The following is a 14,078-nucleotide window of genomic DNA, read 5'->3' on the forward strand; positions in this document are numbered from 1 at the left end:
CTACAACTGCGGTGGCTTTAAGGCGTATTTTGATAGTCTCCGTAGCGTGCAACTTGTTGCACGAATAATTGGAATAAATTAAATCGTTTTTCTAAAAAAAATGCGATCACATTTGATCGCATTTTTTTGGAAATTAAATAGAGCGTTTAACCTCAACCACTTCGAAGACTTCAATCTGGTCGCCGACTTTTACGTCATTGTAATTCTTCACGCCGATACCACATTCCATACCATTACGCACTTCAGATACGTCATCTTTGAAACGGCGAAGCGATTCTAGTTCACCTTCAAAGATCACCACGTTATCGCGCAAGACACGAATTGGGTTGTTACGTTTCACAATACCTTCAGTTACCATACAACCGGCGATCGCACCAAACTTCGGATGACGGAATACATCACGCACTTCAGCCATACCAATAATTTCTTGTTTGAATTCAGGTTGTAGCATACCGCTCATAGCCGCTTTGATTTCGTTAAGCAATTCATAAATGATGGAATAATAACGTAAATCAATATTTTCATTTTCGATAATACGGCGAGCTGAGCCGTCTGCACGCACGTTAAAGCCGACAATGATCGCATTGGACGCTGCCGCTAAAGTCGCATCTGTTTCAGTAATACCGCCCACGCCGGAACCGACCACTTTCACTTTCACTTCATCCGTTGAAAGCTCCATTAAGGATTGAACGATAGCTTCCACAGAACCTTGTACGTCAGCTTTCACAATGACATTGAGTTCTGCCACATCGCCTTCTGCCATATTACTGAACATATTTTCCAATTTGGCTTTTTGCTGACGAGCAAGTTTTACTTCGCGGAATTTGCCTTGACGGTATAAGGCAACTTCGCGTGCTTTTTTCTCATCACGCACTACGGTCGCTTCATCACCGGCAGCAGGCACACCGGAAAGGCCAAGCACTTCCACTGGAATCGCCGGACCGGCTTCGTTAATTTCTTTGCCGTTTTCATCACGCATTGCACGTACGCGTCCGTATTCAAAGCCACAAAGTAAAATGTCGCCTTTGGTTAGCGTACCGGATTGCACCAAGATAGTGGCTACCGGACCACGACCTTTATCTAAGTAGGACTCAATGACCACACCGGTCGCCATCGCATTTTTCACGGCAGTTAATTCAAGGACTTCAGATTGCAATAAGATCGCCTCAAGTAATTCATCAACGCCGGTCCCTTTTTTCGCAGACACATAGACAAATTGCACATCGCCACCAAATTTTTCTGCAATCACGTCATATTGCAATAACTCTTGCTCAACACGTTCCGGATTAGCTTCCGGTTTATCGATTTTGTTCACCGCAACCACAATCGGCACACCGGCCGCTTTGGCGTGTTGGATCGCTTCAATGGTTTGTGGCATCACGCCGTCATCTGCGGCAACCACGAGCACCACGATGTCTGTCGCTTTCGCACCGCGTGCACGCATAGAGGTAAACGCTGCGTGCCCCGGTGTATCTAAGAAAGTAATCATTTTGCCATCATCGGTTTCGACGTGATAAGCACCGATATGTTGGGTAATCCCACCAGCTTCGCCCGCAGCAACTTTGGCTTTACGAATATAGTCAAGCAAAGATGTTTTACCGTGGTCAACGTGTCCCATAATAGTGACCACTGGCGCACGAGTCACTAATTCGGCATCCACATCACGATCGCTCATGACCGCTTCTTCCAATTCATTCTCTTTACGAACGATGACCTTGTGACCCATTTCTTCTGCAACAAGTTGCGCGGTTTCTTGGTCGATCACTTGGTTAATGGTTGCCATTGCCCCCATTTTCATCATGGTTTTAATCACTTCAGTGGCTTTTACTGCCATTTTGTTAGCAAGTTCGGCAACAGTGATCGTTTCTCCAATCACCACATCACGGTTCACTGCTTGAGCCGGTTTCGTGAAAGCTTGCTGTAAGGCACTGCCCTTCTTCGCCTGCTTACCTTTGCCACCTTTTAGATTTTTTGCATCTTTTTGATTGCGGCGATTAGATTCACGCTCATTTTTATTACTTTCATCATCACGGCCGCCTTTTTTCGCTTTGGCAACTTTATTTTTACCGCGACCACGATTTTCGTTACGGCGTTCTTCCTCATCTTCCGCCTCAAGCGCATAGCTTGATGTTAAATTGTAGTCGGAATAATCATCCGCATGGCTGTGAGATTCGTCATCGGAATGTTCCGCATAACGTTTTGCTTCTTCTGCCGCTTTGCGAGCTTGCTCTTCCACTTTTTGACGAGCAACCTCTTCCGCTTTACGACGTAATTCCGCTTCTTCAGCTTTACGTTTTTCTTTTTCCGGATCAGCTGATTTAACCGGATTATTAACCGCACTTTGTGCTTGTTTCGCTTGCGTTTGTTTCGCTTTCTCTGCTGCTTCTTTTTCCTTCGCTGCTTTTTCTTTAGCCGCTTTCTCTTTTGCAGCTTTCTCTTCCGCCGCCTTTTGTTCAGCCGCTTTTTGTTCAGCTTCCTGCTGTGCTTTTAATTTTGCTGCCTCTTCTGCTTTCAATGCAGCTTCGGTTGGAACCGTACGTTTCTTACGCACTTCAACCTGAACTTCCTTGCTTTTACCGGAGGCACTGGTTGTGCTCACCGTGGTTTTTGTACGTGGCTTTAAACTTAATTTCTTGGGTGCATTCGTTTTTAATTCTTCAGTCATCTTTTCACTCCCTTATTACTCAGTGAACCAACAAATATTTCGGGCTGCCATAATTAAATCTGCCGCTTGTTCGGCACTGAGTTCTTCAATATCGGTTAAATCATCAACGCCCTGCTCGGCTAATTCTTCCAATGTCGTAATGTGTTTTTCCGCCAATTTAAATGCGATATGACGATTCATGCCGTCAAGGTTTAATAAACGATCTTCAATTTTCGCTTGTTTTAAGGCTTCTTCTTCTGCCAACGCTTTTGCGGTGATCGCATTTTTCGCACGAGTTTGTAACTCTTCGACTAAATCTTCGTCTTCCAAACCGTCAATTGCCGTTAACTCACGAACCGGTACATAAGCCAATTCCTCCAATGTTGAGAAACCTTCATCAATGAGTAATTGAGCAAATTCTTCATCAATTTCTAATGCGTCAATAAATAAATTTAAGACTTTATTATCTTCCGCCTGATGTTTTTCGCTTAATTCTTCGGTTGTCATCACATTTAATGTCCAACCGGTTAATTGCGTTGCCAAGCGTACATTTTGACCGTTACGTCCAATCGCTTGCGCCAAGTTGGCATCTTCTACTGCAATATCCATCGCGTGCTTGTCTTCATCAACCACGATAGAACTTACATCTGCCGGCGCCATTGCATTAATCACAAATTGTGCCGGATTGTCATCCCAAAGGACGATATCCACACGCTCACCGCCTAATTCATTGGTAATCGCCTGCACGCGCGAACCACGCATACCGACACAGGCACCGACCGGATCAATCCGTTTGTCGTTGCTTTTTACTGCAATTTTGGCACGAGAACCCGGATCACGGGCGGCACTTCTAATTTCAATTAATTCTTCGCCAATTTCAGGCACTTCCAAACGGAATAATTCCACTAACATTTCCGGCTTCGCGCGTGTTACAAATAATTGTGCGCCTTTGCTTTCCGGACTCACTTTATATAGCACACCACGCACACGGTCACCCGGACGGAAGTTTTCACGTGGCAACATATCTTCACGCAACATCACGGCTTCGGCTTTATTACCATCTTCACCATTTACATCTAAAATAACGCTGTCTCGGTTACTTTTCTTCACTGTTGCCGTGACAATTTGCCCCTCTTTTGCACGGAATTGATCGACAATTTTGCTGCGTTCCGCTTCACGAATTTTGGTGCTAATAACCTGACGCGCAGTTTGCATAGCAATACGATCAAAGGCGATGGATTCAATTTGATCTTCCACATAGTCGCCTAATTGAATATCCGGATTTTCCAAACGTGCTGCTTCTAATGTAATTTCCTTGGTCGGGTTCATCACATTTTCCACGACAACCCAACGGCGGAAGGTATCAAATTCTCCGGTTTTCGGATTAATCGCAACACGCACATCAACTTCGTATTCATATTTTTTCTTAGTAGAAAGCGCAATCGCACTTTCTAAGGCCTCAAAGATTTTTTCACGTGGCAATAATTTTTCATTGGACACCGCTTCGGCCGCTAATAAAATTTCTTTACTCATGCTTTTTTATCCTTCTTTAAATTTAAAATTTCGCAACAACGTTGGCTTTTTGAATGTTACCAAACGCTAAAACTTGCTCTTGTTTATCCACAATCAGCGTAATCATGTCATTTTCAATTTTTGCTAATTCACCTTGCCATTTACGACGATCCGCTACCGGAATGCGCAAATGCACGACAATGTCCTGACCGATATAATGGGCATATTGCGCCAAGGTAAATAATGGGCGATCTAAACCCGGTGAAGACACTTCTAGGTTATATTTATCGGCAATCGGATCTTCCACATCTAACACAGCACTCACTTGACGGCTGACATCAGCACAATCTTCTACGGTTACGCCGCCTTCTTTATCAATAAATAAACGCACGGTTAAATAGCGACCGACGCGTTGACATTCAATGCCCCAAAGCTCGCAACCAAGATCTTCAACCGAACCTTGTAATAATTCTTGTAATTTTTGTTCTAAAGTTGCCAAAACAGCCTCCTCAAACGACAGACATAAAAAAAGGGCTTACAGCCCAGTTTTTCAATAATTATCAACCAATTACATATCATGCGTTGATAGTTAAACAACAAATTTATCGTATAAAAAAACCCCAAAATTGGGGTTCTTTTTACTGAACTTGTGATTGGTTGCGGGGGCCGGATTTGAACCAACGACCTTCGGGTTATGAGCCCGACGAGCTACCAAGCTGCTCCACCCCGCGTCCGAAATATGGGGCGCATTATAGCCACTTACTCACCAAATAGCAAGATTTAATTCACACAAAAGTCTATGGGGAAAAACACCTAAAAAATCCACCGCACTTTTTAATGGATGATGAGGTTAGAAACCTTCTTTCAAACTCACCGTTAAGTTAAACACCAAATGTTCCGGATGGCTGTCTTTGCTGTCGGCACAGAAATAGCCTTCACGTTCAAATTGGTAGCCTTTTTCCGCTTCCGCATTGCCAAGGCTTTGTTCGACAACACCGTGTTTCACCACTAAAGACGTTGGATTTAACACGCTTTCGATGTTTTCTTCCGCGCCCGGGTTTGGCACAGTGAAAAGGCGTTCATATAAACGGAATTCTGCCGGGTGGTTGTGCGTGGCGGAAACCCAGTGGATAACGCCTTTCACTTTGCGTCCATCTGCCGGGTTTTTACCTAAGGTTTCCGGATCATAGGTACAGAAAATCGTGGTGATTTCACCGTTAGCATCTTTTTCCACACGTTCAGCTTTAATTACATAAGCGTTACGCAAACGCACTTCTTTGCCTAACACTAAACGTTTATATTGTTTGTTGGCTTCTTCACGGAAATCTGCACGATCGATGTAAATTTCTTTGGTGAATGGCAATTGGCGTTCGCCTAATTCCGGACGGTTCGGGTGATTCGGCGCGGTTAACATTTCTTCGCCTTCAAAATTTTCAATCACCACACGAACAGGATCGATAACGGCCATAGCACGCGGCGCGTTTTGGTTTAAATCATCACGAATGCAAGATTCCAATGCACTGTATTCCACCACGTTATCTTGTTTGGTCACACCAATACGGCGACAGAATTCACGAATAGATGCTGGCGTATAACCACGGCGACGTAAACCTGAAATGGTTGGCATACGCGGATCGTTCCAACCATCCACAATGCCGTCGTTTACTAATTTCAATAATTTACGTTTAGAAGTTAAAGTACCTTCTAAATTTAAACGTGAGAATTCGTACTGATGCGGTAATGGACGCTCAATACTGATATTGTCTAACACCCAGTCATATAAACGACGGTTGTCTTGGAATTCTAATGTACATAATGAGTGAGTAATACGCTCAATCGCATCAGAGATACAGTGAGTGAAATCGTACATTGGGTAAATGCACCATTTATCACCGGTTTGGTGATGACTCGCAAATTTAATGCGGTAAATCACCGGGTCGCGCATCACCATAAACGGCGATGCCATGTCGATTTTCGCACGCAAACTCAGCGTGCCTTCTGCAAATTCGCCGTTTTTCATTCGCTCGAATAATGCGAGGTTTTCTTCTACGCTACGATCACGATACGGGCTGTTTTTCCCCGGCTCGGTTAACGTGCCACGATATTCGCGCATTTCTTCCGGTGAAAGTTCGTCCACATACGCCAATCCTTTTTTGATCAATTCAATGGCATAACCATAAAGCGCATCAAAATAATCGGAAGCATAATGTGGCTCACCTTCCCATTTGAAACCTAACCATTCCACATCGGCTTTGATGGAATCCACATATTCCACATCTTCTTTCACTGGATTGGTGTCGTCAAAACGGAGGTTACATAAACCGTTATATTCTTTTGCTAAACCGAAGTTTAAACAGATAGATTTGGCATGACCGATGTGCAAATAGCCGTTCGGCTCTGGCGGAAAACGGGTGTGAACGCGCTGGTGTTTACCGGACGCTAAATCTTCATCAATAATTTGGGTAATAAAATTGTGCGGACGGGCATTTTCCGTCGTCTCTAAGATAGTTTCTGTACTCATAATTTTCTCAATTAAAACGCATAAAAAAATAACCGCACTATTCTACACGCTATGACATAAAAAGCGAAGAAGGCGGTTTGTTATTGAAATCGATTAGCGAAAAACTTCGGAATGGGTGTTGAGTCTGGCTAAATATAAATCTTGTTCTTCGTTCTGATACTGATAAATCAGCACCAAATCATTAGCAATGTGGCAATCACGATAACCACTCCACTCACCTTTGAGCGGATGATCCCTGTATTTTTCAGGTAATGATTGATTATGTTGTAATAAATACATGACCTCGTTAAATTCAGGCGTAATCGTCACTTCTAGCCACTTAGCTAAATCACGTTTAAACGTTTTAGAATATTTAACCGCCACGACCCTGCTCCGCTTTAATTTGCGCAACTAATTCATCTATAGAATTAACAGTTTCATAATCACCATTACGTAAATCACGAATAGAACGCATCGTCTCCTCATTCGGTTGATAATCTAACTGAACCGGAATAGATTTTGTCGAAACCACTTGTTGTAAAATCATTTTCAGTGCCTGAGCCGGGTTTAATCCGTAGCTTCTGAAAACGGAAAAGGCCTGCTCTTTTAATTCAGGATCTAATCGAAAAGTATATGAAGTCATTTTAGTCTCCTTAATGTAATACAATTGTCTTACATTTTAATGACAATACATAAATATTCAAGTTCCGTTTTTGATTCTCACTTGAATATCCGGAGAAGAATCACTAAAATGCGTCACTAAATGAACGTTCATTCATTAATAATTAAGATTTCCTTAATCTTTCTCCTGTATTCTATTTTCACTGTTTCCTTAACCCTTGAGAAAATATGACAAAAAAACATTGGATAATGGCCGCACTGGCTGCCGCGGTGATCACCGGCGGTTATTTTTTTATGGGCGATTCCACGCCTAAAACCACTTATTTAACGGAAACCGTGCAACGTGGCGACATTGAAAAAAATGTGGTGGCGACCGGCTCAATTGAAAGTGTCAACACCGTTGATGTGGGCGCGCAGGTTTCCGGTAAAGTTACCAAACTCTATGTGGCTTTAGGTCAGCAAGTGAAAAAAGGCGATTTGATTGCGGAAATTGATTCCACCACGCAAATCAACACGCTAAACACTCGAAAAGCGGCGCTTGCAAGCTACCAAGCCCAGTTTGTCGCGCGTAAAACCGCCTATGATGTGGCGCTTTCTAATTACAATCGTTTAACCAAATTGTATGCACAAAAAGGTACGTCCTTGGACAGTTTAAACAGCGCAAAAGCGACCTTAGATAACGCCGAAGCAGAAATGAATGTAGTGCAGGAAAACATCAAACAAGCAGAAATTGAAGTGAATACTGCGGAAACCAATGTGAGCTACACCAAAATCACCTCACCGATTGACGGCACAGTGATTGCTACGCCGGTTTCTGAAGGCCAAACGGTAAACTCCAATCAAACCACGCCGACCATCGTCAAAGTGGCGGATTTAAGCAAAATGCGCATTAAACCGGAAATTTCCGAAGGCGATATTACGAAAGTGAAAGCCGGACAAGATGTAACCTTTAGTATTTTGTCCGACAGCAAAACCCTTTATCACGCCAAAATTGAATCCGTTGATCCGGCGACAACGACGATTAGCAATAGCTCTACGTCCAGCACCACAAGTTCAACGTCAAGTACCAGTAACAGTGCAGTTTATTACTACGCCAACATTATCGTGGACAATCCCAACCAGATTTTGCGCATCGGCATGACCACAGAAAACAACATCAAAATTGCCAACGTGCAAAACGTGCTTTCCGTGCCGACTATGGCAATTCAAACGCAAAACGGTAAAACCTTTGTGAAGGTATTAAACAGCAACAACCAACCGGAACAACGTGAAGTAGAAATCGGTGTACAAAACGATTACCAAACAGAAATTAAATCCGGCGTTGCTGAAGGCGAAAAAGTCATTGTGTCACAAGTGGCTGCCGGCGAAGCTGTCGGCAATATGCGCGGACCACGAATCTTCTAAAGTGCGGTGGAAATTTCCAATGAATATTATTGAAATGAAAAACATCAACCGCTACTTTGGTGCCGGCGAAAATCGCGTTCATATTCTGAAAGACATTTCATTAAATATAGAAAAAGGCGATTTCGTTGCCATTATCGGGCAATCGGGTTCGGGCAAATCCACGTTGATGAACATTATTGGTTGTTTGGATACAGCAACCAGCGGTTCGTACAAAATCGATGAGAAAGAAACCATCGAATTAACCGCCGATCAGCTCTCCGATTTACGCAGTCAAAAATTCGGTTTTATTTTCCAACGTTACAATTTATTGAGTAGCCTTACTGCAGCAGAAAACGTGGCATTACCGGCAATTTATGCGGGCATGCCGCACAACCAACGTTTGGAACGCGCCAAACAATTATTGAAAAAACTGGGATTAAGCGACAAATGGCAGAATAAGCCTAATCAACTCTCCGGCGGGCAACAACAACGGGTGAGTATCGCGCGCGCCCTAATGAACGGCGGTGAAATCATTTTAGCCGATGAACCCACCGGTGCTTTAGATTCGCAAAGCGGTGAAAACGTGTTGGAAATTTTGCGCCAACTGCACCAAGAAGGCTATACCATTATTATGGTCACCCACGACAAGCATATCGCTGCCAGCGCCAATCGGATGATTGAAATCAAAGACGGCGAAATTATCAGTGACACGCAAGCCCAGCCGGTGAAAAGTGCGGTCAAAAATTCAGGTGTTTTTAAAGGACGTTTTGGCTTCAGCAAAGATCAGCTGATGGAAGCCTTTCGCATGTCTGTTAGCGCTATTGTGGCACATAAAATGCGCTCTTTGCTCACCATGCTTGGCATTATTATTGGGATCACCTCCGTGGTGTCTGTGGTGGCGTTGGGCAATGGATCACAACAAAAAATTCTGGAAAATATTCGCGGCATCGGCACAAACACCATCACCATTTTTAACGGCACCGGCTTTGGCGATCGCCGTGCGGAACAAATGCAAAATCTTACCGTTAGCGATGCCAACACATTACGCCAACAAACCTATGTGCAAAGCGTTACGCCGAATAGTGCGTCAAGCGGTACCTTGATTTATGCGAATAAAGCGTTTTCGACGACGTCCTTAAAAGGCGTGAGCGAAGAATCTTTTGATGTGGAAGGTTTAAAATTAAAACAAGGTCGCCTACTCTCCGCGCAAGATGTCGCAGAAAACGCACAAGTGGCGTTAATTGATGAAAGTGCCAAAAAAGCCATTTTCCCCAATGAAAATCCCCTTGGCAAAGTGGTGATATTTAACAAACGTCCGTTGCGTATTATTGGTGTTGTGTCCGACCGTCAAATGGGCGGCGCCAGCAGTTCCTTGAATCTTTACGCGCCCTACACCACCGTCATGAACCGTATTTCAGGCAGTAAAAAAATCGGCTCGATTACGGTGAAAGTCGCAGAAGATGTGAACACAACGGCAGCAGAAAAAGGCATTACGGAATTGCTGACGCTACGCCACGGCAAAAAAGACTTTTTCATCATGAACAGCGACACCATTAAACAAACTATCGAAAGTACCACCGGCACGATGAAATTACTTATCTCCTCGATTGCCTTTATTTCCTTGATCGTCGGCGGGATTGGTGTGATGAATATTATGTTGGTGTCAGTGACCGAACGCACCAAAGAAATCGGCGTGCGCATGGCAATCGGCGCAAGACAATCCAACATCCTGCAACAATTTTTAATTGAAGCCGTGTTGATTTGTCTTATCGGCGGCGTCACCGGTATTTTGCTTTCCGGCGCGATTGGAGTGCTGTTTAACACCTTTATGACCGATTTCACCATGGCATTTTCCGGCGGTTCGATTATTGCCGCCGTCGCCTTTTCCAGCTTAATCGGTGTAGTGTTCGGCTACACGCCGGCAAAACGTGCTGCACAGTTAGATCCGATTACGGCATTAGCCCATGAATAGATTTTGTAAAACCTAAAAATGCGGTTAAAATCGACCGCACTTTTGAGGCATAAAATAGCCCCCTTGAACCTTAAAGAAGGATAAAAAATGTTAAAAATGAAAAAATTAGCCCTTGCAGTGTTGATGGCAACAACCCTTGCAGGCTGTGCCAATATTGGCGATTCTTATCAAGCCAGCCTCGATAATTACAAACAATATGAAGATATTACCAAGCAATACAACATTAAAGACAACTGGTGGGCGCTTTATAACGATGCACAACTCAACCGTGTGGTCGAACAAGCCCTTGCAAATAACAAAGACTTAGCCAAGGCAGCAGTTTCCGTCAACCGTGCGTTGTATAGTGCTAACCTTGCCGGAGCAAACCTCATTCCGGCCTTTAGCGGTGCAGCGAAATCCTCTGCTCAAAAAGACATTAATCGTGGCGGCAATTCCGCGATCACACACACCGGCGCATTAAATGTGTCTTATACGTTGGATTTATGGCGTCGTTTAGCAGACACTGCCGATGCGGCGGAATGGTCACATAAAGCCACCATTGAAGACATGGAATCTACCCGTCTTTCTTTAATCAACTCGGTGGTGACAACCTACTATCAAATTGCCTATTTAAACGATGCCATTAGCACCACTCAAGAAAGCATTAAGTATTACACCGACATCAGCAACATCATGAAAAATCGCTTGGCACAAGGTGTCGCAGACAGTGCCAGCGTAGATCAGGCTCAACAAGCGGTATTAACGGCGCGTAATAATTTGATCACCTTGCAAACCAACCGTAAAAACGCAGAAAAAACCTTACGTAATTTGCTGAACTTAAAACCGGATGACGCATTAAACATCAACTTCCCGCATATTTTGAGCGTAAAAACTGTGGGCGTGAATTTAAACGTACCGGTTTCCGTGATTGCCAACCGTCCTGATGTCAAAGGCTATCAAGCCCGTTTAAGCAGCGCATTCAAAAATGCCAAAGCCACCGAAAAAAGCTGGTTCCCGGAAATCACTTTGGGCGGAAGTTTGAGCCGTAATGCCACCAATCAAACCGGCGCGACCACGTTCTCCTCCATTGGCGCCGGCAACGTTGGCATTACCTTGCCGTTCTTAAATTGGAACACGGTTAAATGGAACGTGAAAATTTCTGAAGCGGATTACGAAACAGCCCGTTTAAACTATGAAAAAAGTATCACCACCGCGTTAAATGACGTAGATACCAACTACTACGCATTTACTCAAGCACAAAGCCACTTGAGCAACGTGCAACAAACGTACAATTACAACCAACGCATCACGCAATATTATCGCAACCGCTATAACGCAGGCGTGTCTGAATTGCGCGAATGGTTGACGGCGGCCAATACAGAAAAAGCCTCCCAGCTTTCCATTTTGCAAGCCAAATTCAACGTGATTCAGGCAGAAAATGCCGTTTACAGCTCCATGGCAGGTTACTACGCTCGTTAAACAAAAAAGTGCGGTCATGATTTCCGATGTTTTAAACCATCCTGAAAAATGACCGCACTTTGATTATAGCCAGCCAGAGTCTGGCTATAAAAACCATACACTATGCGTATGGAGCCAAATAACTTATACAATGAACGGAAAAAAAATCCTCGCTATATAATGAACAAGGCTGACAACCAAAATTCAACATATAAGAGGATTATTTACCCCTCGGGGCGTGCAACTTATTGCACAAATGAATTAACATTAACCTCAATGTGTAATTCGTGATTTCGTTCGTAGCGTGCATCTTGATGCACGACCAAATTACGCACGGAACGTTATTTAACTCTTTCGGGCATTCATGATTTCGTGCAACAAGTTGCACGCTACAATTCTGTCAGCGCAGGTCGGGAGACGCGCCTTATCATGAAGAATATTATTTAGGGAGGAAAAATGACCGATAAAATTTATCTGTATCATCCACTGAATACGTTAAAGCCCTTTGCTAAAGACATTTGGATTGTCGATGGCGATATTATTCACATGAGTTTTCCATTAGGCATAAAAGTGCCTTTTAGCACGCGTATGACAATCGTGCGTTTGCAGGACGGTAGCTTATGGTGTCACTCCCCCATTGCCCCACAACCAGATTTATTACGGGAAATTAACACGTTGGGCAAAGTCAGCCATTTAGTTTCACCGAACAAAATTCATTATGCCTATATTGCAGACTGGAAAAAGAAATACCCACAAGCCATTGCATGGGCAAGTATCGGCGTTCAGGAAAGAGCACGCTCACAACATATCGAAGTCGATTTTAATGCAACGTTAGAGGACACTGCGCCACCGCAATGGCATCACGACTTTAAGCAATTAATATTCAAAGGCAGTCAAGTCATGCAAGAAACTGTGTTCTTCCACCGCCCCAGTCGCACCCTAATTCTTGCCGATCTCATTGAAAACTTTGAAACAAACAAATTCGCCAGCTGCCTTTGGGCAAATATCATGAAACTTACCGGCATTTCCTCCCCGGATGGAAAAGCTCCCGCAGATTGGCGAGCTACATTTAAAGATAAAACTGCCGCAAGGGAAAGTTTGGCACAAATTTTGGCATGGCAACCGGAAAAAATCATTTTGGCTCACGGACGCTGCTACGAAAACAATGCAATGGAAGAATTACAAAGAGCTTTTAGATGGTTGGATTAAGAATACTCTCTAATAGCACACACTTCCCAGCGTGTGCTGTCTATTGGATTAATTTAATTATCAGCACGCGTTAGAAAACGCACGCCATCAAAAAAATAAATGGATGAATAAAACAAAAAGTGTGGTCAAAATTTCCGGCGTTTTAAAAATGCCCCGAAAAATGATCTGCACCCCAAAAGTTGGACTAAACAAACCAACAATTGAGGTGCAGATTTTTTATGGGTAAACACTACACAACAGAATTTAAATTACAAATTCTCCGACCTATCTTGAATAGAGAAATGAGTATCAGAGAAGCCGCGCGTTTTTACAATATTCCTTCCAACGCCTTAGTTGGGACGTGGTTGAAACGGTTTGAAAAAACTGGCATAAAAGGACTTATTCCTCGCAAACCATCCGGACGACCGCCGATGAAACCTAAATATGCCAGAATGCCACCGCCACCCAAAACAGAAGAAGACCGTTTGCGCCTGAGAATTTTACAGCTTGAAGCGGAGGTAGCCTACCTAAAGGAGTTGAGAAGGCTCAGGCTTCAGGACGAAGCCGAGCAACGGAAATTATCCAAAGGTTAAGAACACGCTATCCGTTAAAATGGCTTTTAGACTTTGCACGATTGGCGCGCAGTACCTTTTTCTCCCGACTGCAGTTAAAACCGGATAAGAATAAGAGGCTTAAAGTGGCGATTAAACGCATCAAAGCCCGGTATCCTGATTATGGCTACCGACGTGTTCATGCCTGTTTACCGGGTGTAAATCATAAAAAAATTCAACGTTTAATGCGGGAGCTTGGACTTCAAGTGC

Annotated in this window: 12 protein-coding genes and 1 tRNA gene; 6 read left to right on the forward strand and 7 right to left on the reverse strand. The window is 43.7% G+C overall.

Annotation, left to right across the window (positions count from 1 at the left end; genetic code table 11):
* Positions 1 to 133 precede the first annotated feature (133 nt).
* The 7 genes from infB to HMPREF9065_RS02270 all read right to left on the reverse strand — a co-directional run bounded on the left by infB (position 134) and on the right by HMPREF9065_RS02270 (position 7,299).
* Positions 134 to 2,665 carry a translation initiation factor IF-2 gene (infB, locus tag HMPREF9065_RS02300; protein ID WP_021616646.1) on the reverse strand — a complete coding sequence of 844 codons (2,532 nt, stop codon included), beginning with the start codon at positions 2,663 to 2,665 and terminating at the stop codon, positions 134 to 136.
* Between the two features lie 15 nt (positions 2,666 to 2,680).
* Entirely contained in the window at positions 2,681 to 4,177 is a 1,497-nt protein-coding gene (gene nusA, locus HMPREF9065_RS02295) for a transcription termination factor NusA (protein ID WP_021616647.1), read from the reverse strand.
* 22 nt (positions 4,178 to 4,199) lie between these two features.
* On the reverse strand, positions 4,200 to 4,655 hold the full coding sequence (gene rimP / locus HMPREF9065_RS02290; RefSeq protein ID WP_021616648.1) for a ribosome maturation factor RimP: 456 nt from the start codon (positions 4,653 to 4,655) through the stop codon (positions 4,200 to 4,202).
* A 155-nt stretch (positions 4,656 to 4,810) separates the two neighbouring features.
* A tRNA-Met gene (locus HMPREF9065_RS02285) sits at positions 4,811 to 4,887 on the reverse strand.
* 119 nt (positions 4,888 to 5,006) lie between these two features.
* A complete protein-coding gene (gene glnS, locus HMPREF9065_RS02280) occupies positions 5,007 to 6,677 on the reverse strand; it encodes a glutamine--tRNA ligase (protein ID WP_021616649.1) in 1,671 nt (556 codons plus the stop codon).
* 93 nt (positions 6,678 to 6,770) lie between these two features.
* A complete protein-coding gene (locus HMPREF9065_RS02275) occupies positions 6,771 to 7,040 on the reverse strand; it encodes a type II toxin-antitoxin system RelE/ParE family toxin (protein ID WP_021616650.1) in 270 nt (89 codons plus the stop codon).
* Positions 7,030 to 7,299: a type II toxin-antitoxin system RelB/DinJ family antitoxin gene (locus tag HMPREF9065_RS02270; protein WP_021616651.1), complete on the reverse strand. Its 270-nt coding sequence runs from the start codon at positions 7,297 to 7,299 to the stop codon at positions 7,030 to 7,032. Before HMPREF9065_RS02270 ends, HMPREF9065_RS02275 begins: the two co-directional genes overlap by 11 nt.
* Before the next feature lie 206 nt (positions 7,300 to 7,505).
* Here HMPREF9065_RS02270 and HMPREF9065_RS02265 point away from each other — a divergent pair, with 206 nt between their 5' ends.
* From HMPREF9065_RS02265 to HMPREF9065_RS10480, 6 genes are all read left to right on the forward strand, one after another.
* Positions 7,506 to 8,681, forward strand: a complete 1,176-nt coding sequence (locus tag HMPREF9065_RS02265; protein WP_021616652.1) for an efflux RND transporter periplasmic adaptor subunit — start codon at positions 7,506 to 7,508, stop codon at positions 8,679 to 8,681.
* A gap of 19 nt (positions 8,682 to 8,700) precedes the next feature.
* Positions 8,701 to 10,632 carry a MacB family efflux pump subunit gene (locus HMPREF9065_RS02260; RefSeq protein WP_021616653.1) on the forward strand — a complete coding sequence of 644 codons (1,932 nt, stop codon included), beginning with the start codon at positions 8,701 to 8,703 and terminating at the stop codon, positions 10,630 to 10,632.
* An 87-nt stretch (positions 10,633 to 10,719) separates the two neighbouring features.
* Complete coding sequence (locus tag HMPREF9065_RS02255) at positions 10,720 to 12,090, forward strand: toxin/drug exporter TdeA (RefSeq protein WP_021616654.1); 1,371 nt, start codon at positions 10,720 to 10,722, stop codon at positions 12,088 to 12,090.
* A gap of 435 nt (positions 12,091 to 12,525) precedes the next feature.
* A complete protein-coding gene (locus HMPREF9065_RS02250; protein WP_021616656.1) occupies positions 12,526 to 13,278 on the forward strand; it encodes a DUF4336 domain-containing protein in 753 nt (250 codons plus the stop codon).
* Between the two features lie 218 nt (positions 13,279 to 13,496).
* Positions 13,497 to 13,850, forward strand: a complete 354-nt coding sequence (locus HMPREF9065_RS02245; protein ID WP_021616657.1) for a helix-turn-helix domain-containing protein — start codon at positions 13,497 to 13,499, stop codon at positions 13,848 to 13,850.
* A 104-nt stretch (positions 13,851 to 13,954) separates the two neighbouring features.
* Positions 13,955 to 14,078 (forward strand): IS3 family transposase (locus HMPREF9065_RS10480; RefSeq protein ID WP_021616658.1); only part of this gene is annotated, 124 nt, incomplete at its 3' end.

Source organism: Aggregatibacter sp. oral taxon 458 str. W10330, assembly GCF_000466335.1.
Taxonomy (GTDB): Bacteria; Pseudomonadota; Gammaproteobacteria; order Enterobacterales; family Pasteurellaceae; genus Aggregatibacter.